The sequence below is a fragment of the Streptomyces sp. NPDC002787 genome (genome assembly GCF_053592095.1).
Genome location: NZ_JBSFVC010000002.1, coordinates 216687 through 235657, shown reverse-complemented (window position 1 = coordinate 235657; position 18971 = coordinate 216687). Strand labels below are relative to the sequence as shown.

Below are 18971 nucleotides of genomic sequence, written 5' to 3'. Positions count from 1 at the left end.
CTCATGCCCGTACGACCTTGATCGGTGCGGGCGGACGATCGGGTGGCGGGCTTGATCCGACGGGAGGCCGGGATGACGGCGCCGGGGCGCAGGAGCAGCACGTTCTCGCGACTGCTGCGGCACGGTTTCACCGATCCCTCGGCGGCCGAGCGGCTGCTGGACAGTGCGGAGCTGTCGGCCGTACGGAACGATCCGGTGCTGCTGGACGCGCTGGGGGCGACCGCCGACCCGAACCTCGCGCTGCTGGGCCTCGTCCGGTTGCTGGAGGCGCAGCCGGACCCCACGGCGCGGCGGGCGGTGCTGGACACGCTGATAGCGGCCAAGCCGCTGCGGGACCGCCTGCTGGGGGTGCTCGGCGCGTCCGCCGCGCTCGGCGACCACCTCGCCCGGCACGCGCGGGACTGGCAGGCGCTGGTGATGTACGAGCCGCAGGACCTGCACCCCGGGATCGAGGAGTTCGAGCGGGGGCTCGCGGAGGCCACCGACCCGGTCTCGCTCCGCGTCGCCTACCGGCGCTGTCTCCTCTCCATCGCCGCCCGTGACGTGTGCGGCACCACCGACGTCGCCCAGACGGCGGCCGAGCTCGCCGACCTCGCCACCGCCACCCTCCGCGCGGCCCTGGCCATAGCGCGTGCCGCCGCTCCGGACGACGCGGCGCTGTGCCGGCTCGCGGTGATCGCGATGGGCAAGTGCGGAGGTCATGAGCTCAACTACGTCTCCGACGTCGACGTCATCTTCGTGGGGGAGACGGCGGACGGCGCCGACGAGCAGAAGGCGATCCGGGCCGCCACCCGCCTCGCCTCGCACATGATGCGGATCTGCTCCGAGACGACCGTCGAGGGCAGCATCTGGCCCGTCGACGCGAATCTGCGGCCGGAGGGGCGCAACGGCCCCCTCGTCCGCACGCTGAGCAGCCATCTCGCGTACTACCAACGCTGGGCGAAGACCTGGGAGTTCCAGGCGCTGCTCAAGGCCCGGCCGGTGGCGGGAGACCTCGGACTGGGCGAGGAGTACATCGCCGCGCTCGAACCGCTCGTCTGGAAGGCCGCCGAGCGGGAGAACTTCGTCGCCGACGTGCAGCGCATGCGGCGCCGGGTCGTCGAGAACATCCCGGCCGCCGAGGTGGACCGTCAACTCAAGCTCGGTCCGGGCGGGTTGCGGGACGTCGAGTTCGCCGTGCAGCTGCTCCAGCTCGTGCACGGGCGCGGCGACACCTCGCTGCGCAGCGGGACCACCCTCGACGCGCTGGGCGCGCTGGCCGCCGGCGGATACGTGGGGCGGACCGACGCGGCCCAACTCGACGCCGCGTACCGCTTCCTGCGGTCCATGGAACACCGCATCCAGCTCTACCGCCTGCGCCGCACCCATCTCGTCCCCGAGGACGAGGACGATCTGCGGCGCATCGGCCGTTCGCTCGGCCTGCGCACCGATCCGGTCGCCGAGCTGAACCGCGAGTGGCGGCGCCACGCGGCCGTCGTACGGCGTCTGCACGAGAAGCTCTTCTACCGCCCGCTTCTCGACGCCGTCGCCCAACTCGCGCCCGGTGAGACCAGGTTGAGCGCCGACGCGGCCCGCGAACGTCTCGTCGCCCTCGGCTACGCCGACCCGGCCGCCGCCCTGCGTCACCTGGAGGCGCTGGCCTCCGGTGTCTCCCGCAAGGCCGCCATCCAACGCACGCTGCTTCCCGTCCTGTTGGGCTGGTTCGCGGACTCCGCCGACCCGGACGCGGGGCTGCTGAACTTCCGCAAGGTCTCGGACGCCCTCGGCCGGACCCCTTGGTATCTGCGGCTGTTGCGCGACGAGGGAGCCGCCGCCGAGAACCTCGCCCGCGTCCTGTCCGCCGGCCGTCTCGCCCCCGATCTCCTCATGCGGGCCCCCGAGGCCGTCTCCCTCCTCGGCGACGGGGACGGGGTAGCAGGTGGCGTCGGCGGCCTCGAACCCCGCCCACGCGCCCATCTGGAACAGGAGATCCTCGCCGCCGTCAACCGCGCCGACGGCGCCCAGCAGGCCGTCACGTCCGCACGCGGCGTACGACGGCGCGAACTGTTCCGTACGGCGGCCATGGACATCGTCGGCTCCTACGGCACCGAGGCGTCCCCGGCAACCGCCGACCAGGGCACCCTCGTCGACCTCGTGGGCGGCGCGGTCTCCGACCTCACGGCGGCGACCCTCGCGGGCACGCTCCGGGCCTTGGTCCGCGACGGCTGGGGCGACACCCTCCCCACCCGCTTCGCCGTCATCGGCATGGGCCGCTTCGGTGGCCACGAACTGGGCTACGGCTCCGACGCCGACGTCCTCTTCGTCCACGAACCCCGGGAGGGCGCCGACGAGCAGGAGGCGGCCCGCGCCGCGAACGCGGTCGTCTCCGAGATGCGGCGCCTGCTCCAGATCCCGAGCGCCGACCCACCGCTCCTCATCGACGCGGACCTGCGCCCCGAGGGCAAGACCGGCCCGCTCGTCCGGACCTTGAAGTCGTACGAGGCCTACTACCGCCGCTGGTCGCTGGGGTGGGAGTCGCAGGCCCTGCTGCGCGCCGAACCGGTCGCCGGGGACGAGGAGTTGGGCCGCCGCTTCATCGACCTGATCGATCCGCTCCGCTACCCCTCGGACGGGCTCGGCGACGACGCCGTACGCGAGATCCGACGTCTGAAGGCCCGTATGGAGTCCGAGCGGCTGCCGCGCGGCGCCGACCCGACCCTCCACACCAAGCTCGGCCGCGGCGGTCTGTCCGATGTCGAATGGACCGTCCAGCTCCTCCAACTCCGACACGGCCGACGCGAGTCGGGCCTGCGCACGACCCGCACCCGCGAGGCCCTGGCCGCGGCACGCGAGGCCGACCTGGTGAGCGCCGAGGACGCGGCCATACTGGACGAGGCCTGGGTCCTGGCCACGCGCGTACGCAACGCGGTGATGCTCGTACGGGGCCGGGCGGGCGACACGTTCCCCTCCGACGGCCGCGAACTCGCCGCGGTGGGGCGGTACTTGGGGTACGGCCCCGGCCACGTGGGCGACATGCTCGACGACTACCGTCGGATCACACGGCGGGCGCGGGGGGTGGTGGAGGAGTTGTTCTACGGGGGGTGACACGTGCGGACACCCCCACCAGTGACCCGGTGACAGGAAGAGGGAGCCCATGTCCGACACCAGCACCCCGCAGACCCGGCTCGACGCACGCTACAGCGATCCGGCCGCCGAGGCGGTTGCCTGGCCGGAGGCCGAGGCGCGGCTCTCCGCCGCGGAGCTGTTCTGGATCTCGACGGTGCGTCCGGACGGACGGCCGCATGTGACGCCCTTGCCCGCGGTGTGGTCACAGGGGGCGCTGCATTTCTGTACGGGCCCGGAGGAGCGGAAGGCGCGGAATCTCGCGGAGAACCCGCACGTCGTGCTGACGACCGGCACGAACACGTGGGACGAGGGCTATGACCTGGTGGTGGAGGGGGAGGCCGTACGCGTGGTCGATGACGAACGGCTGCGGGAACTGGCCGCCGCGTGGGAGGCCAAGTACGGCGGTTTCTGGCACTTCGAGGTGCGCGAGGGGTATTTCCAGCACGGCGCGGGGCGCGCTCTGGTCTTCGCGGTGGCGCCCGGCACCGTTTTCGGCTTCGGTAAGGGGGAGCCGTTCAGCCAGACGCGGTGGCGGTTCGGCTGATACACAGAGGCGCTGGGAACTGTGCGCAGACGCTGCCGTCAACGGTGACTTGGAGGACCAGGGATGCAGTACACGCTCGAAGTGATTCCGCTGCCCGTGAGCGACATCGACCGGGCCCGCGACTTCTACCGGGACAAGGTCGGGTTCCATGTCGACATCGACCAGGAGGTCATGCCGGGCATGCGGATCGTCCAGCTGACGCCCCCGGGCTCCGGCTGTTCGATCGCCCTCGGCGACAGCATCTGGGACATGGCCCAGGGCGAGACCACGCCGACCCCCGGCTCCTACCAGGGCCTCCAGCTCTGCGTCGCCGACATCAAGGCCGCCCACGCCGAACTCCGCGAACGCGGCCTCGATGTCTCGGAACCCGTCCAGTACGCCCCGGACGACGGCGCCACCTTCATGTACTTCAAGGACCCGGACGGCAACGGCTGGTCGATCCAGGAGTACCGGCGCCGGGCGGCGGAGCCGCTGCACCAGGTGCTGGCGGACCTGGCGCGGCAGCAGTAGCCCCGGGAAAATTCGCTCGCGGCTCCGGCCCGGCGGCCGGCAGGGTGCCGCGCATGGCTCCCCCGTACGAGATCCGGGCCGACTACGACGCCCGCACGATCATGGTCTACCAGGCGTACGCACCCGCGATCGCCGACGCGGCGCTGCGGGCGGGCCGTTTCGTCGAGCCGTTCTCGTTCCGTCGGATGACGTGGATCAAGCCGTCGTTCCTGTGGCTGATGCACCGCAGCAACTGGGCCCGTAAGTCCGGCCAGGAGCGGGTGCTCGCGGTGCGGATCACCCGCGAGGGGTGGGAGGAGGCGCTGTCGCAGGCCGTGCTGACGACGGCGGATCCGGCGGCGGTGGCCCGCGCCGCCGTCCATGTCCAGTGGGACCCGGAGCGCTCGGCGCGCGGGGCCGCGCTGAACCACTACAGCATCCAGGTGGGCATCGGCCGCCACCTGATCCGGACCTTCACCGACGAGTGGGTCGTCGGCCTCACGGACCTCACCCCTCAGGTCCGTAAGGCCGCCGCCCTGGTGCAGTCCGGCCAGACCGCGAGGGCCCAGCGCCTGTTCCCCTCCGAGCGCGTCTACCCGCTGCCCCCGGCGCTGGACGGCCTCCGCACCCCGAGGTGAACCGCCCCGGCGGGAGCGGTGGAAGCACCGCCCGGTCCCCGCACCGGCGCGTCAGACGACCCCGGTCGCCGCGTACCGGCAGCCCTCCAGCCGTCGGTACCACCGGACTCCGGGCCGCCACTCCCGGCGGGTGTCGACGAACGGGTCCGGCAGGGTCCGCTCCAGATACACGGCGTCGAGGGACGCGACGAGGCGGGCCAGTTCGGCGTGGGCCCGCGGGGGCAGTCGGCGAAGCACCATGCCGAGCACGTCGCGTACGTGTCTGACGTCGTCGAGGGAGCAACCCCGGCACCCGCAGTCGCTGAGGAACGGGTAACGCGGTCGGCGCCCCGGTGGGCCCAGGAAGTCTCGGTACCGCCGCAGCGCGCGGGCGGTCACACCGGGGAAGACGTAGCCGGTCGAGAGCGCCTCGAACCGGTGTACGGCGGTGCTGGTACGGGCCGAGAGTCCATGGATACGGCTCTCCGGCGGCCTGTCCCAGTTCCGGGGGCGGTCTCCCTGGAGCCGCCGCTGTGCGGCGCGCAGCGCGCCGGGCCGATTACGCGGCATCGGCCTTTCGTCGGTGCGAGTTCGGGATCACGGCGCTCATCATGCCGCTTCCCCCCGGCGTACGGAAGGGCGTTTTTCCGAGGCCGGGCTCCCCCGTACGGGACGCGGTCGGCGTCCGGTGGCCGTACTGTCGAACCCGTCACCGAGGAGGACTCCTGATGCGCAGCGTGACCTATTCGATGAGCGTCTCACTGGACGGCTACATCGTCGGGCCGGACGGCGGCTTCGACTGGACGGTGCCCGACCCGGAGGTCTTTCGCTTCTGGATCGACGAGATCCGAGAGGTCGGCGTCCACCTGATGGGACGGCGGCTGTACGAGACGATGCTGTACTGGGAGACCGCCGACCAGGATGCCGCGCTCGACGAGGCGGAGCTCGAGTGGGCCGCGCTCTGGAAGCCGCTCCCGAAGGTGGTGTTCTCCACCACGCTGTCGACGGTGCGGGGCCACGCCCGCCTGGCCTCCGGGGGCCTGGCGGAGGAGATCGAGCGGTTGCGGGCCGAGCCGGAGGAGGGCGACATCGCGATCGGCGGCGCGACGCTCGCCGCCCAGGCGGCCGAGGCGGGTCTGATCGACGAGTACCGGGCCGTGGTCTACCCGGTGCTGGTCGGCGGTGGCATCCCCTTCTTTCCCCGGCACGAACGCCGGGTGGACCTCGAACTCGTCGAGACCCGAACCTTCAATGCGAAGGTCGTCTACCTGCGCCACCGGGTGGCGCGCCAGGTGTATTGATCACGAGCTGTCAACGCCGGCGGGGTGAACGGTGCCGGGACCACCGGTGAAGAGGCGGCGGACGAAGGGCGACCACGCCCTGGGCGAGCTGTGTGTGCAGTAGCTTCATGGCGTGTCCACGCCCCCGCCACCGCAGCAGTCCCCCGCACCCCAGCCGTACCTCCTGCCGCCTCCGCCGCCGAAGAAGCGCCGGGCCGGTGTTTTCCTGGGGGTGGTAGGCGGGGTCATGGCCCTGTTGATCGTCGCGTGGGCCGCGGTCGTGGTCAGCGAGGCCGGCACCGACGAAGACCTTCCCGAGGCGCGGTACCGGTTGACCTTGCCCAAGGCGCTGCTCGGCGGTGAGTACGAGCTGGAGCAGGACTTCTCCGACTCCCCGCAGGACGGTTTCGTGCGGCATGCCGAGAGCGCCCTGGGCGGCCGTGACGTGCAGGTGGCCGTCGCGATCTACACGCCCGCGGACCGTGGTGGCCAGCTGAACGTCAGCGGTGTGTACGGCCGGTTCAAGGACGCCGACGACGCGCGGGACACCATGTTGAAGGACGCCGCCGACCCGGACGGCATGTCGGTCGCCCGGGCACCCGAGGACTTCCGTCCCTCCGGCTCGGACGTCACCGTCACCTGCCAGGTGGTCGCCAAGGAGGACCTGAACATGCGGGTCCTCATGCCGCTGTGCGCCTGGAACGACGGCAACACCGGCGCGCTGGTCGGCGAGATCGACCCCGCGGTCTCCTCCGGGGACGCCAGGGACGTGGACCTGGCGGGCCTCGCCGAGCGGACCCTCCGGATCCGGGCCGAGCTTCGGCAGCCGATCAGCTAACCGGCGACGCGCGGGCACGCAAGGCAGCGGACGGCCTGTATGAGGGCACCGTTTCGGGGCCGCACGGCCCAGGGACGGCCCAGGGCAGTGGAACATCGTGGGGCCGACGGCCCATGGCCGTCGGCCCCACGCGTTGTCACAGCGGGAACCCGCCCTGACCCGCGCCTACAGCACCGGCAGGTTCTTCCGCAGTTCGAACGCGGTGACCTCGCTGCGGTACTCCTCCCACTCCTGCTTCTTGTTGCGCAGGAAGAAGTCGAAGACGTGCTCGCCGAGGGTCTCGGCGACGAGGTCGCTGCGTTCCATCAGGGTCAGCGCCTCGCCCAGGTTCTGGGGCAGGGGCTCGATGCCCATGGCGCGGCGTTCCGCGTCGGAGAGGGCCCAGACGTCGTCCTCGGCGCCCGGCGGGAGTTCGTAGCCCTCCTCGATGCCCTTGAGGCCGGCGGCCAGGAGCATGGCGTAGGCGAGGTAGGGGTTCGCGCCGGAGTCCAGCGAGCGGACCTCGACCCGCGCCGAGCCCGTCTTGCCGGGCTTGTACATCGGGACGCGGACGAGGGCCGAGCGGTTGTTGTGGCCCCAGCAGATGTACGAGGGGGCCTCGCCGCCGGCGCCCGCCGTGCGCTCGGAGCCGCCCCAGATGCGCTTGTAGGAGTTGACCCACTGGTTCGTCACGGCGGCGATCTCCGCCGCGTGCTTCAGCAGGCCCGCGATGAAGGAGCGGCCGACCTTGGAGAGCTGGTACTCGGCGCCCGACTCGTAGAACGCGTTCCGGTCGCCCTCGAAGAGGGAGAGGTGCGTGTGCATGCCCGAGCCGGGGTGCTCGCTGAACGGCTTCGGCATGAACGTCGCCTGGACGCCCTGCTCCAGCGCCACCTGCTTCATGACCAGGCGGAACGTCATGATGTTGTCGGCGGTGGAGAGCGCGTCGGCGTAGCGGAGGTCGATCTCCTGCTGCCCCGGCGCGCCCTCGTGGTGGGAGAACTCGACCGAGATGCCCATGGACTCCAGCATGGTGATCGCCTGGCGGCGGAAGTCCATGCCGACGTTCTGGGGGGTGTGGTCGAAGTAGCCCGAGTTGTCGGCCGGGGTCGGGCGGGAGCCGTCCGTCGGCTTGTCCTTCAGCAGGAAGAACTCGATCTCGGGGTGCGTGTAGAAGGTGAAGCCCAGGTCGGAGGTCTTGGCCAGGGCCCGCTTCAGCACATACCTCGGGTCCGCGAAGGACGGGGAGCCGTCCGGCATGAGGATGTCGCAGAACATCCGGGCGGTGCCGGGGGCCTCCGCGCGCCACGGCAGGACCTGGAAGGTCGACGGGTCCGGCTTGGCGATCATGTCGGACTCGTACACCCGGGCGAAGCCCTCGATGGCCGAGCCGTCGAAGCCGATGCCCTCGTCAAACGCCTGTTCCAGCTCGGCGGGGGCCACGGCCACGGACTTCAGGAAGCCCAGCACATCCGTGAACCACAGGCGTACGAAACGGATGTCGCGCTCCTCCAACGTACGGAGCACGAACTCCTGCTGCTTGTCCATCTTCCGCTTCCACCCATTCCTTGCTGGTCAGGCCGCCTGCTCCCGAGCGACGGGAGGCGGTCGGGCACCTGAGCATCCCACCACAACACCATTTCACGCGCGTTGCGCACCTTGATCGGCAAACCGACGTCCAGCCGAACGCCCGGCATACGGCAGGTGTACCGCTCGCGCCGCCGCTCAACCACCACGTCGGTCCGCCACTCCACCGCTCAACCGCTCTGACGCCCATCTTGCCTGCTCGGCCGCGCATCCGTAATGGCCGACCTGCCTCGGCTCGATCTCGATCCGTTAATTTGCATCTCAGATGCATCGGGGCCGTGTGCGTCCCGGCACACGCCGACGACACCGGGCCACGCTGCCCCACATCGACGAGCGCCGACACGTACCGGCGGCGGTCGGGTCCACGGCGCCTTGGACAGCCCCGGCAGCGGTTTGCCCACGGTGCCGCCCACGCCCCGCGCGCAGTCGCCGGCTGCGTCGCCTACGGCGCCCTCGTGATCCCCAGCAGCAGCGGGCCCGTGGGGGCGGTGACCATGCCCCCCACCGTCATGGGGTCCAGGGAGGCGTAGAAGGCCTCCTGGGCGCGGCGCAGGGCGCCGCGCAGGCGGCAGGCGGGGCTGAGGGGGCAGGGGGCGGCGCCGCCCTCACAGTCGACGACGTCGCCGTCGCCCTCGAAGCTGCGGACGACATGGCCGACGGACGCCTCGCGGCCCGCGTCGGTGAGCGCGGGGCCGCCGCCCCGGCCACTCCGGGCGGCCACCAGTCCCATGTGCTGGAGCCCGGCCACGACCTTCGCGGCGTGCGTGTACGGCACTTCCATGTCCGCCGCCACGTCACGAGTCGTAGGGTTGGAATCACCCGCCACGGCCAGCCGCATCAGGACGCGCAGGGCGAGGTCGGTGGAGCGCAACAGCCGCATACTCGCAGCGTAGATAATGCGCATCTCCGCTTCGAATTATCTGCGAGAGCCCGCGCGGACCCGTGGGAGCGCGGTTCCCCGGCCAATCCTGGGGCCGCCCTGCAAATTACTCGTCTTTTCACATTACGATCAGCTGAGCCGATCGCCCCATCCGACCCATCCCCCACTAAGGACGCACCCCATGGCCGCCAAGACCAACAGCAGCGCGGAGCGCAAGGCGCGCATCGAGGCGATGCGCCGTGCCGAGCGCAACCGCGAGCGTCGGAACCGGATCCTCACGATCGGCGCCAGCGTGCTGATAGTCGCCGGCCTCGCCGTGGGCGGGACGGTCCTGATCCGCTCGCAGTCCGACGACAGCAGCAGCACGGCCAGTGACTCCAAGGCCACGGGCAAGTGGGAGACCGGGTCGGACGGCGTGAAGACCTGGAGCACCAAGCTCACCCAGAACCACGTCACCAAGACCGTGAAGTACCCGATGGAGCCCCCGGTGGGCGGCGACCACAACCCGGTCTGGCAGAACTGCAACGGCGACGTCTACGACAAGGCCATCAAGAACGAGAACGCCGTGCACTCCCTGGAGCACGGCGCGGTCTGGGTGACGTACAACAGCAAGGCCTCCGAGGCCGACGTCAAGGCACTCGCGGAGAAGGTCAAGAAGACCCCGTACACGCTCATGAGCCCGGTCGAGGACCAGAAGGACCCGATCATGCTCAGCGCGTGGGGCCACCAGCGCACGGTGACCAGCGCGACCGACCCGAACCTCGACAAGTTCTTCGAGACGTACGTCCAGGGCGAGCAGACGCCCGAGCCGGGTGCGGCCTGCACCAACGGCGTCTCCTGACGGCGGCCTGGCACAGTGGGACAGATGAAGCTCATCGGTTGGGTCGCCTCGGGGGCCGCGGCGGTGCTCGTCGCGGCCGGGGCGATCACGTACGCGGTCGCCGACGGCGACGAGTCCGGGTTGAAGGCCCCCTCCAACGACTCCGCGGACGCGGGGTTCGCCCGGGACATGGCCGTCCATCACCAGCAGGCCGTCGAGATGTCGTACATCGTGCGGGACCGCACGGACGACGAGGAGGTCCGGCGGCTCGCGTACGACATCGCGCAGACGCAGGCCAACCAGCGCGGCATGATGATCGGTTGGCTCGACCTGTGGGGTCTGCCGAAGGTGTCGTCGAAGCCGATGGCCTGGATGGGCATGGGCGACATGGCCTCCGGCGAGGACGGTTCGCTGATGCCGGGCATGGCGACCGACGCCGAGATGGACAGGCTCGGCAAGCTCAACGGCGAGCAGGCCGAGATCTTCTACCTCCAGCTGATGACCGACCACCACAAGGGCGGCATCCACATGGCGGAGGGCTGTGTCTCCAAGTGCACGGTCGGCGTGGAGAAGAAGCTCGCGCAGGGCATGGTCAACGGGCAGGAGTCAGAGATCTCACTGATGACGGGCATGCTCAAGGAGCGGGGTGCCGCGCCTCGGGAGGCCGGTGACACGGCCCCGACGCAGGAGCCGAGCCCGTCGTCGTCGCCGTCCGGCTCCCCGTCCTCGACGGGCGAGGAGCACGAGCAGCACTCCTAGCCGGTCGTGCGGGCGCCCGCGCCCAAGCCCAGGTCCCGGGACGCGGGACCGTGGACTTGGGCGCGGGTGTCCAAACGTGGGCCGGCCCACACCCCATTGCGTCGCTTTGACGATTACACTGGCCGCGTGCCTCAACTTCGTCTCGCTTTGAATCAGATCGACTCGACGGTCGGCGATCTCGCCGGGAACGCCGAGGCGGTCGTCCGCTGGACCCGGCACTCCGCCGAGCAGGGAGCCCATCTCGTGGCGTTCCCCGAGATGGTGCTGACCGGGTACCCCGTCGAGGACCTGGCGCTGCGCCAGTCCTTCGTGGAGGCCTCCCGCTCCGCGCTGAAGGCGCTCGCCGCGCGGCTCGCCGACGAGGGCTTCGGGGAACTGCCGGTGGTCCTCGGCTACCTCGACCGCTCCGAGTCCGCCTCGCCGAGATTCGGCCAGCCGGCGGGCGCGCCCCGCAACGCGGGCGCGGTGCTGTACCGGGGCGAGGTGGCGCTCACCTACGCCAAGCACCACCTCCCCAACTACGGCGTGTTCGACGAGTTCCGCTACTTCGTGCCCGGCGACACCATGCCCGTCGTACGGCTGCACGGCGTCGACATCGCCCTCGCCATCTGCGAGGACCTCTGGCAGGACGGCGGCCGTGTCCCGGCCGCCCGGTCCGCCGGGGCCGGGCTGCTGCTCTCCATCAACGCCTCGCCGTACGAGCGCGACAAGGACGACACCCGGCTCGAACTGGTGCGCAAGCGCGCCCAGGAGGCCGGTTGCACGACCGCGTACCTGGCGATGATCGGCGGTCAGGACGAGCTGGTCTTCGACGGTGACTCGATCGTCGTGGACCGGCACGGTGAAGTGGTCGCGCGGGCGCCGCAGTTCGCGGAGGGGTGCGTCGTCCTCGACCTGGACCTCCCGGCGGCCGCCGCCGAACCCGTGACCGGGGTCGTCGACGACGGGCTGCGCATCGACCGGCTCGTCCTCTCCGAGGAACCGCTGCCCGCGTACGAGCCGGAGCTGACCGGCGGGTACGCGGAGCGCCTCGACGACGACGAGGAGGTGTACTCGGCGCTGGTGGTCGGCCTGCGGGCGTACGCCGCGAAGAACGGCTTCGAGTCCGTCCTGATCGGGCTGTCCGGCGGCATCGACTCGGCGCTCGTCGCGGCGATCGCGTGCGACGCGCTGGGCGCGCGGAACGTCTACGGCGTGTCCATGCCGTCGAAGTACTCCTCGGACCACTCCAAGGGCGACGCGGCGGAGCTGGCGCGGCGGACGGGCCTGAACTTCCGCACGATCTCGATCGCCCCCATGTTCGACGCGTATATGTCGTCGACGGAGCTGACGGGCCTGGCGGAGGAGAACCTCCAGTCGCGCCTGCGCGGAACGCTGTTGATGGCCATCTCCAACCAGGAGGGCCACATCGTGCTGGCGCCCGGCAACAAGTCGGAGCTGGCGGTGGGGTATTCGACGCTGTACGGCGACTCGGTGGGCGCGTACGGCCCCATCAAGGACGTGTACAAGACGTCGGTCTTCCGCCTCGCGGAGTGGCGCAACCGGGCGGCGCGGGAGCGGGGCCAGACCCCGCCGATCCCGGAGAACTCCATCTCCAAGCCCCCGAGCGCGGAACTCCGCCCCGGCCAGGTCGACACGGACTCCCTGCCGGACTACCCGGTCCTGGACGCGATCCTGGAGCTGTACGTCGACCGCGACCAGGGCGCCGACGCGATCGTCGCGGCCGGGTTCGACCGGGAGCTGGTGTCCAGGACTCTGCGGATGGTGGACACCGCGGAGTACAAGCGGCGGCAGTACCCGCCGGGCACGAAGATCTCCCCGAAGGGCTTCGGCAAGGACCGACGGCTGCCGATCACTAATCGGTGGCGCGAGCGGGCGTAGGCGCCGGAGCCCCCTGGGCGCCTTGTTCGCCCAATAGCCCGAGGGGGGCGGTTCGTTGGCGGCTGCGGGTTGTCCGTAGTTGCTCGCGCAGTTCCCCGCGCCCCTGGCCCGCCCCTGAGGAGCCTGAGAGGCGGGCCCTGGTCAGCTGTCCAGGGCGGCGGCCGGTGCCTTCTCCGACTTCCCCGGTACGTGGGACGCCACCACGCGTCCGCGCTGCGGTGTGGTGGGGGGCGTCCGGCGGGTGTCGACCGCGTACGCCGCTCCCGCGACCGCCAGGCCGATCACCGCGAGGCCCGCTCCCGCGGTCGCCGGGGCCGTCGCGCCGAGGCCTGCGGCAAGGGTCAGGCCGCCGATCCAGGCACCGCCCGCGTTGGCGAGGTTGAAGGCGGCCTGGTTGGCGGAGGAGGCGAGGGAGGGGGCGGTGACGGCCTTCTCCATGACCATCAGCTGGAGGGGCGAGCCGGTGGCGAACGCGGCGACGCCGAGGAGGAGGACGGCCAGGGCGGCGCTCCACTGCGCGGCCATGAGGACCGGGAACAGGGCCAGGACGACGATCAGTGACGCCAGGCCGCCGAAGAGGGTGCCCCGGAGGGAGTGGTCGGCGAGACGGCCGCCGGCCAGGTTGCCGATGGTCGCGCCGACTCCGAACAGCGCGAGCAGCATGGTCACGCTGGTCTCGGCGTATCCAGCGGAGTCCGTGAGCATCGGCGTGATGTAGCTGTAGGCGGAGAAGAGGGCGCCGAAGCCGGCGACGGTCGTGCCGAGGGCGAGCCAGACGGGCAGGGAGCGCAGGGCGCCCAGTTCGCCGCGCAGGCCGGAAGAGTGGTTCTCCGCCCGGTCGTTCGGCAGCAGGAGGGCGAGGGAGGCGATCGCGGCCAGCCCGATCGCGCTCACGCCGAGGAAGGTGATCCGCCAGCCGAAGTGCTGGCCCACGAGGGTCGCGGCGGGGACGCCGGCGACGTTGGCGATCGTCAGGCCCAGGAACATCAGCGAGACCGAGCGGGCCTTGCGCTCCGGAGCCACGAGGCCGGTCGCGACGACCGCGCCGACGCCGAAGAAGGCGCCGTGCGGCAGACCGCTGAGGAAGCGGGCGGCGAGCAGCCAGTGCTCGTCGGGGGCGAGGGCGGACAGGGCGTTGCCGGCGACGAAGAGGAGCATCAGCCCGATCAGGACCTTGCGGCGGGGCATGCGGGCCGTGACCGCGGCGAGCAGCGGGGCGCCGATCACGACGCCCAGCGCGTACGCCGAGACCAGATGGCCGGCGGCGGGGATCGAGATGCCGAGGTCGGCCGCGACCTCGGGCAGCAGACCCATGATGACGAACTCGGTCGTGCCGATTCCGAAGGCTCCTACGGCGAGAGCGAGCAGGGCCAAGGGCATGGCGAAGAGACCTTTCAAAGGGTGCGAAGGGCAGGGGGAAAGAAGGGAATCGGTTCCGTTCCATCGTATGTTCAACTACGGAACAAACTCGAACCGGGGACCTATTCCCCCACCACTCGCGACCGTCCCACCTGCGCCGTCAGCTACCCGACGTGTCGATCGTCACCCGGGCCGCCACCGGCAGGTGGTCGCTGCTCGTCTGCGGGAGCGTCCACGACGCCGTCGGCTCCATGCCCCGGACCATGATCTGGTCGATGCGCGCCATCGGGAACGACGCGGGCCAGCTGAAGCCGAACCCGCTGCCCGCCGCGCCCTGTGTGGAACGCATCTGGGCGGTGACGGCGTTGAGGGCTCGGTCGTTCATGGTGCCGTTGAGGTCGCCGAGGAGGGCGACCCGCTCGATCGGCTCGTCGGCGATGGCCTCACCCAGCGCGTTCGCGCTCTTGTCGCGCTGCCGCGCGGTGAACCCGGCCTCCAACTTCACCCGCACCGAGGGCAGATGGGCGACGTACACGGCGACCGGCCCGTCGGGCGTCGCCACCGTCGAGCGCATCGCGCGCTCCCAGCCGAGCTTGATGTCGACGGGCTCGGTGTCGCTCATCCGGTACTTGCTCCACAGGCCGACGGTGCCGACGACCTGGTGGTACCTGTACGTCGCCGCCAGCGCCTTCTCGTACACCGGCACCGCGGCCTCGGTCAGCTCCTCCAACGCCACCACGTCCGCGCCGGACGCGGCGACGTCGCGGGCCGTGCCGGAGGGGTCGGCGTTGTCCGCGTTGACGTTGTGGGTGACGACGGTGAAGTCACCGCCGCTGCCGGCCTTGCTGGTGACGAGTCCGCCGAAGATGTTCAGCCAGACGATCGTGGGCAGCAGGAGCGCGATCAGCGCGGTCGCCGACTTGCGCACCAGCGCGAGGATCAGCAGCAGCGGGATCGCGACGCCCAGCCAGGGCAGGAACGTCTCGGTCAGGCTGCCGAGGTTGCCGACCGCGTTCGGGACCTGGGCGTGCAGCACCATCACCAGCGCGACGAGGACCGCGAGGACCGCGAGGACGATGCCCCGCCGCCAGATCCGCCGGTCCCCTCTCCAGCCGTCGAAGAGGCGTCCGAGCAGGCGCCGGAACCGGGATTGTTCGCGGCCCTGGCCCGTACCGCCGCCCGCCTCCGTCATGTACGCCTGCGCCATACCGTCGCCTCACAACCTGCCGTGCACTTCGTCCCCCCGCGCCTTAAGACCCTAGGGGATGATCGCCGTCGTTCCCGCCGCCACATGGCGGCCGTACGGGCACGAGGACGAACAACCCGCTGTTCGGAGTTCCGAACCGCCGGACGGGCCACGCGCTCTGTAACGAAACGCGCACATTCACTGTGACCCACCTCGCAGGGACGCGAACACGGTGGCTCACTTCGCAGGAGGACGAAGTCCTTCGAGCATCGCGTCGACGATGGTCACCGCGAGGCCCTCGGGAAGTTCGGCGTCCGGGCTCAGTACCGTGCGGACGAGCATGGGGCCGACGACCAGATCCGCGGCGAGGTCGATGTCCACGTCGGCGCGGAGTTCGCCGGTCTCCTGCCCCCGGCGCAGCACCTCGACCAGGGCCCGGCGGCGGGGGTCGACGACGTCCGTGTGGTAGGCGTCCCAGATCCTCGGGCTGCGCTTCATCTGGGCGATGACGTTGTGCAGGATCGCCGACGGGCGGTTGAGCAGCCCGCGTTGGCGCGCCGACTCCAGGAAGACGACCAGGTCGTCGCGCATCGAGGTGCCGGGCAGTACCGGATCCGGGGGTTCGGCGGCCCGCAGTACGTCGACGAAGAGTTCCTCCTTGCCGCTCCAGCGGCGGTAGATGGTCGCCTTGCCGACGCCGGCGGTGCGGGCCACCCGTTCGATGGACAACTCCGCGAGCGGCACGCCCTCTTCGAGGAGCCGCATCACGCCCTCGATGATGGAACGCTCCACGGCCTCGCTCCGGGGCCGCCCCCGTACGGGGCTCCCGTCCCGGACCCGCCCGTCTCCGGCGTGGCTCTCGGCGAGGCTCACAATCGACTCCGTCTCTGTGTCGTACCCGGACCTCGGTGTCATGGGACCGGCCCTCGGTGCCGTCAGGCCGGCCCCATTGTCCTGTCAGTGTCGGTGCTCACCAACTCCGCCTCCTCCTCTCCCTCTTGGCCGCTCTTCGGGCGTCCCGGCAGGAACACCGCCATGGCCACCGCGCCGACCAGGGCGACGCCGGCCCCGCACAGCGCGGTCACGTGCATGGCGTGCAGGAAGGCGTCGTGGGCAGGGCCGACCAGGGCCTCGCCCCGGTCACCGAGGCGGGCCGCGAGGCCGAGCGTGGCCTCGATGGACTCGGCGGCGGCGTGCGGGGCGCCGGCGGGCAACTCGTCCTCGATGCCGCCCCGGTAGGCGGTGGACAGCACGGAGCCGAGGACGGCGATGCCGAGGGCGCCGCCGACCTGGCGGAAGGTGTTGCTGAGCGCGGACGCCGAGCCGGCCTTCTCCCGGGGCAGCGCCTGCATGATGACGACGCTCAGCGGGGTCATGACGTGCGCCATGCCCAACCCCATGAAGAAGAAGATCACTTCGAGGATCCAGATCGGCGTGTCCGCGTCCAGCACGGCGAACGCGGCCAGCATCCCGGCGATCAGGACCATGCCCGCCGTACACACCGCGCTGTTGCCGAAGCGGTCCACGACGAGGCGGGCGCGCGGCGCGAAGACGAGCTGCGCGACGGCCAGCGGCAGCATCAACAGGCCGGTCTGCAGCGGTGAGTAGCCGCGCACGGTCTGGGTGTAGAAGACGGAGAAGAAGGTCACGCCCATCAGCGCGAAGAAGACCAGGCCGATGACGCCGATGGAGGCCGAGAAGACCTTGTTCCGGAAGAACGAGATGTCGATGGACGGGTGGTCGCTGCGCTTCTCGAACACCACGAAGGCGGCGAGGACCGCGAACCCTGCCGCGATCGTGCCGAGGACCGTGGCGTCGGTGAAGTCGGCGAGCTGACCGCCCCGGATGATGCCGTAGACGAGCAAGACGAGGCCGACGACGGAGAGCAGGACGCCGACGGGGTCGATGCGGCCGGGGTTCGGGTCGCGCGAGTCGGGCACCAGCCAGATCATCAGGCCCAGCGCGAGGATCACGATCGGCACGTTGACCAGGAAGACCGAGCCCCACCAGAAGTGGTCCAGGAGAAGGCCGCCGGTGATCGGGCCGATGACGATGGCGAGGCCGACACCGCCGGCCCAGATGCCGATGGCCTTCGGCTGCTCGTCGCGCTCGAAGACGTTCATCAGGACGGCGAGGGTGGCGGGCATCACGAAGGCGGCGCCGAAGCCCATGACCGCGCGGAAGACGATCAGCTCGGCCGGTGAGCCCGACATGGCGGCCAGGGCCGAGCCGACGCCGAAGACGACGAGACCGCCGAGCAGCACCTTCTTGCGTCCGAGGCGGTCGCCGAGGATGCCCGCGGAGAACAGCAGCCCGGCGAAGACGAGCGTGTAGGCGTTGATCGCCCACTCCAGCTCGCTCTGGGTGGCGCCGAGGCCGATCGGCTCCGGGGTGGAGATCGTCTTGATGGCGACGTTGAGGATCGAGTTGTCGAGCACCACGATCAGCAGGCTCAGCATCAGCACACCGAGGATCAGCCAGCGGCGCCGGTGCACCGCCGCCGGAATCCGGGGATCAGGGACTGCGGTAGTCATGCGATCGAGCGTAGCGCCATTCCGATACGGGACCGTCTCGTATCGAAATCTTTTTACCCAGGTCTTACGTGCCGCGGGCTGTGGCAACGTCCCCCGGCGCCCCCTGCCCGGGACAGTCACACGGCCCTGCCCTAGCCCTCTCTGCCGCGAGGTGCCACCATGGATGTGGTCCGGGGACGCCGTAAGGGTGCCTCGAGATGACATGAAGGAGCTGTAGCCATGACACAGCTTTCGGCTGCCCAGACGAAGCCCTCCGACGGCAGCAAGGCGCTGTACGGGGGCAAGGGCACGCGCCGTATCACCGTCCGGGACATCGCCCTCGCCAAGGAGCGCGGCGAGAAGTGGCCCATGCTCACCGCGTACGACGCGATGACGGCGTCCGTCTTCGACGAGGCCGGCATCCCGGTCATACTCGTCGGCGACTCGGCGGGCAACTGCCACCTGGGGTACGAGTCGACCGTGCCCGTCACCCTCGACGAGATGACCATGCTGTCGGCGGCGGTCGTACGGGGCACCAGCCGCGCCCTGATCGTCGGCGACCTGCCGTTCGGCTCCTACCAGGAGGGCCCGGTGCAGGCGCTGCGCTCGGCCACCCGGCTGATCAAGGAGGCCGGGGTCGGCGCGGTGAAGCTGGAGGGCGGCGAACGGTCGCACGAGCAGATCCGGCTGCTGGTCGAGTCCGGCATCCCCGTGATGGCCCACATCGGCCTCACCCCGCAGTCCGTCAACGCGATGGGCTACCGCGTGCAGGGCCGGGGCGAGGAGGCCGCCCAGCAGCTGCTGCGCGACGCCAAGGCCGTCCAGGACGCGGGCGCGTTCGCGGTCGTCCTGGAGCTGGTTCCGGCGGAGCTGGCGGCGGAGGTCACACGGGTGCTGCACATCCCGACGGTCGGGATCGGTGCGGGCCCGGACACCGACGCGCAGGTTCTCGTCTGGACCGACATGCTGGGCCTGACCGGGGGTCGCGTGCCGAAGTTCGTCAAGAAGTACGCGGACCTCCGTACGGTCATGGGTGACGCGGCGAAGGCGTTCGCGGAGGACGTCGTCGGCGGAACGTTCCCGCTGGAGGAGCACTCCGTCCACTAGGGCCCTGAGGGCCAGTTGAGCCACTGC

17 protein-coding genes are annotated in these 18971 nt (G+C 70.9%); 10 read left to right on the top strand and 7 right to left on the bottom strand.

Annotated features, from left to right (window positions below; translation table 11 throughout):
• Positions 1-72 precede the first annotated feature (72 nt).
• The 4 genes from ACWD26_RS03185 to ACWD26_RS03170 all read left to right on the top strand — a co-directional run bounded on the left by ACWD26_RS03185 (position 73) and on the right by ACWD26_RS03170 (position 4776).
• A complete protein-coding gene (locus ACWD26_RS03185; RefSeq protein WP_451265650.1) occupies positions 73-3084 on the top strand; it encodes a bifunctional [glutamine synthetase] adenylyltransferase/[glutamine synthetase]-adenylyl-L-tyrosine phosphorylase in 3012 nt (1003 codons plus the stop codon).
• Positions 3085-3133: 49 nt separating this feature from the next.
• Entirely contained in the window at positions 3134-3649 is a 516-nt protein-coding gene (locus tag ACWD26_RS03180) for a pyridoxamine 5'-phosphate oxidase family protein (protein WP_451265648.1), read from the top strand.
• A 63-nt stretch (positions 3650-3712) separates the two neighbouring features.
• Positions 3713-4159, top strand: a complete 447-nt coding sequence (locus tag ACWD26_RS03175) for a VOC family protein (RefSeq protein WP_451265646.1) — start codon at positions 3713-3715, stop codon at positions 4157-4159.
• 53 nt (positions 4160-4212) lie between these two features.
• Positions 4213-4776, top strand: a complete 564-nt coding sequence (locus ACWD26_RS03170; RefSeq protein ID WP_451265644.1) for a DUF4291 domain-containing protein — start codon at positions 4213-4215, stop codon at positions 4774-4776.
• Positions 4777-4827: 51 nt separating this feature from the next.
• Here ACWD26_RS03170 and ACWD26_RS03165 read toward each other — a convergent pair whose 3' ends face one another.
• Positions 4828-5325: a hypothetical protein gene (locus ACWD26_RS03165; RefSeq protein ID WP_451265643.1), complete on the bottom strand. Its 498-nt coding sequence runs from the start codon at positions 5323-5325 to the stop codon at positions 4828-4830.
• 158 nt (positions 5326-5483) lie between these two features.
• Here ACWD26_RS03165 and ACWD26_RS03160 point away from each other — a divergent pair, with 158 nt between their 5' ends.
• Both ACWD26_RS03160 and ACWD26_RS03155 read left to right on the top strand, forming a co-directional pair.
• Positions 5484-6056, top strand: a complete 573-nt coding sequence (locus ACWD26_RS03160; protein WP_451265641.1) for a dihydrofolate reductase family protein — start codon at positions 5484-5486, stop codon at positions 6054-6056.
• A 112-nt stretch (positions 6057-6168) separates the two neighbouring features.
• Positions 6169-6873 carry a hypothetical protein gene (locus tag ACWD26_RS03155; RefSeq protein ID WP_451265639.1) on the top strand — a complete coding sequence of 235 codons (705 nt, stop codon included), beginning with the start codon at positions 6169-6171 and terminating at the stop codon, positions 6871-6873.
• 165 nt (positions 6874-7038) lie between these two features.
• Here ACWD26_RS03155 and ACWD26_RS03150 read toward each other — a convergent pair whose 3' ends face one another.
• Positions 7039-8400 (bottom strand): glutamine synthetase family protein, encoded by a 1362-nt coding sequence (locus ACWD26_RS03150; RefSeq protein WP_451265637.1) that lies wholly within the window; start codon positions 8398-8400, stop codon positions 7039-7041.
• Between the two features lie 481 nt (positions 8401-8881).
• Complete coding sequence (locus tag ACWD26_RS03145) at positions 8882-9319, bottom strand: RrF2 family transcriptional regulator (RefSeq protein WP_451265635.1); 438 nt, start codon at positions 9317-9319, stop codon at positions 8882-8884.
• Positions 9320-9500: 181 nt separating this feature from the next.
• On the opposite strand from ACWD26_RS03145, the gene ACWD26_RS03140 reads away from it, so the two are divergent.
• The 3 genes from ACWD26_RS03140 (at position 9501) to ACWD26_RS03130 (ending at position 12779) form a co-directional block, all read left to right on the top strand.
• Positions 9501-10160, top strand: a complete 660-nt coding sequence (locus ACWD26_RS03140; protein ID WP_451265633.1) for a DUF3105 domain-containing protein — start codon at positions 9501-9503, stop codon at positions 10158-10160.
• 24 nt (positions 10161-10184) lie between these two features.
• A complete protein-coding gene (locus tag ACWD26_RS03135; protein ID WP_451265631.1) occupies positions 10185-10898 on the top strand; it encodes a DUF305 domain-containing protein in 714 nt (237 codons plus the stop codon).
• Positions 10899-11024: 126 nt separating this feature from the next.
• A complete protein-coding gene (locus tag ACWD26_RS03130) occupies positions 11025-12779 on the top strand; it encodes an NAD+ synthase (protein WP_451265629.1) in 1755 nt (584 codons plus the stop codon).
• Positions 12780-12920: 141 nt separating this feature from the next.
• Here ACWD26_RS03130 and ACWD26_RS03125 read toward each other — a convergent pair whose 3' ends face one another.
• From ACWD26_RS03125 to ACWD26_RS03110, 4 genes are all read right to left on the bottom strand, one after another.
• A complete protein-coding gene (locus ACWD26_RS03125) occupies positions 12921-14159 on the bottom strand; it encodes an MFS transporter (protein ID WP_451265627.1) in 1239 nt (412 codons plus the stop codon).
• A 139-nt stretch (positions 14160-14298) separates the two neighbouring features.
• Positions 14299-15345, bottom strand: a complete 1047-nt coding sequence (locus ACWD26_RS03120; RefSeq protein ID WP_451265625.1) for an endonuclease/exonuclease/phosphatase family protein — start codon at positions 15343-15345, stop codon at positions 14299-14301.
• 216 nt (positions 15346-15561) lie between these two features.
• Positions 15562-16197 (bottom strand): TetR/AcrR family transcriptional regulator, encoded by a 636-nt coding sequence (locus ACWD26_RS03115; RefSeq protein WP_451265623.1) that lies wholly within the window; start codon positions 16195-16197, stop codon positions 15562-15564.
• Positions 16198-16259: 62 nt separating this feature from the next.
• On the bottom strand, positions 16260-17858 hold the full coding sequence (locus ACWD26_RS03110) for an MFS transporter (RefSeq protein ID WP_451265621.1): 1599 nt from the start codon (positions 17856-17858) through the stop codon (positions 16260-16262).
• Positions 17859-18077: 219 nt separating this feature from the next.
• Between ACWD26_RS03110 and panB the strand changes: the two genes are divergently transcribed.
• Complete coding sequence (gene panB, locus ACWD26_RS03105) at positions 18078-18944, top strand: 3-methyl-2-oxobutanoate hydroxymethyltransferase (protein WP_451265619.1); 867 nt, start codon at positions 18078-18080, stop codon at positions 18942-18944.
• The last annotated feature ends 27 nt before the right edge of the window (positions 18945-18971 follow it).

Excerpts from the sequence above, each read along its gene's own strand:
- ACWD26_RS03170 (WP_451265644.1), top strand. The coding sequence starts at position 4,213 with ATGGCTCCCCCGTACGAGATCCGGGCCGACTACGACGCCCGCACGATC.
- ACWD26_RS03135 (WP_451265631.1), top strand. The coding sequence starts at position 10,185 with ATGAAGCTCATCGGTTGGGTCGCCTCGGGGGCCGCGGCGGTGCTCGTC.
- ACWD26_RS03175 (WP_451265646.1), top strand. The coding sequence starts at position 3,713 with ATGCAGTACACGCTCGAAGTGATTCCGCTGCCCGTGAGCGACATCGAC.
- ACWD26_RS03125 (WP_451265627.1), bottom strand. The coding sequence starts at position 14,159 with ATGCCCTTGGCCCTGCTCGCTCTCGCCGTAGGAGCCTTCGGAATCGGC.
- ACWD26_RS03165 (WP_451265643.1), bottom strand. The coding sequence starts at position 5,325 with ATGCCGCGTAATCGGCCCGGCGCGCTGCGCGCCGCACAGCGGCGGCTC.
- ACWD26_RS03180 (WP_451265648.1), top strand. The coding sequence starts at position 3,134 with ATGTCCGACACCAGCACCCCGCAGACCCGGCTCGACGCACGCTACAGC.
- ACWD26_RS03110 (WP_451265621.1), bottom strand. The coding sequence starts at position 17,858 with ATGACTACCGCAGTCCCTGATCCCCGGATTCCGGCGGCGGTGCACCGG.
- ACWD26_RS03150 (WP_451265637.1), bottom strand. The coding sequence starts at position 8,400 with ATGGACAAGCAGCAGGAGTTCGTGCTCCGTACGTTGGAGGAGCGCGAC.
- ACWD26_RS03120 (WP_451265625.1), bottom strand. The coding sequence starts at position 15,345 with ATGGCGCAGGCGTACATGACGGAGGCGGGCGGCGGTACGGGCCAGGGC.
- panB (WP_451265619.1), top strand. The coding sequence starts at position 18,078 with ATGACACAGCTTTCGGCTGCCCAGACGAAGCCCTCCGACGGCAGCAAG.
- ACWD26_RS03185 (WP_451265650.1), top strand. The coding sequence starts at position 73 with ATGACGGCGCCGGGGCGCAGGAGCAGCACGTTCTCGCGACTGCTGCGG.
- ACWD26_RS03145 (WP_451265635.1), bottom strand. The coding sequence starts at position 9,319 with ATGCGGCTGTTGCGCTCCACCGACCTCGCCCTGCGCGTCCTGATGCGG.
- ACWD26_RS03140 (WP_451265633.1), top strand. The coding sequence starts at position 9,501 with ATGGCCGCCAAGACCAACAGCAGCGCGGAGCGCAAGGCGCGCATCGAG.
- ACWD26_RS03160 (WP_451265641.1), top strand. The coding sequence starts at position 5,484 with ATGCGCAGCGTGACCTATTCGATGAGCGTCTCACTGGACGGCTACATC.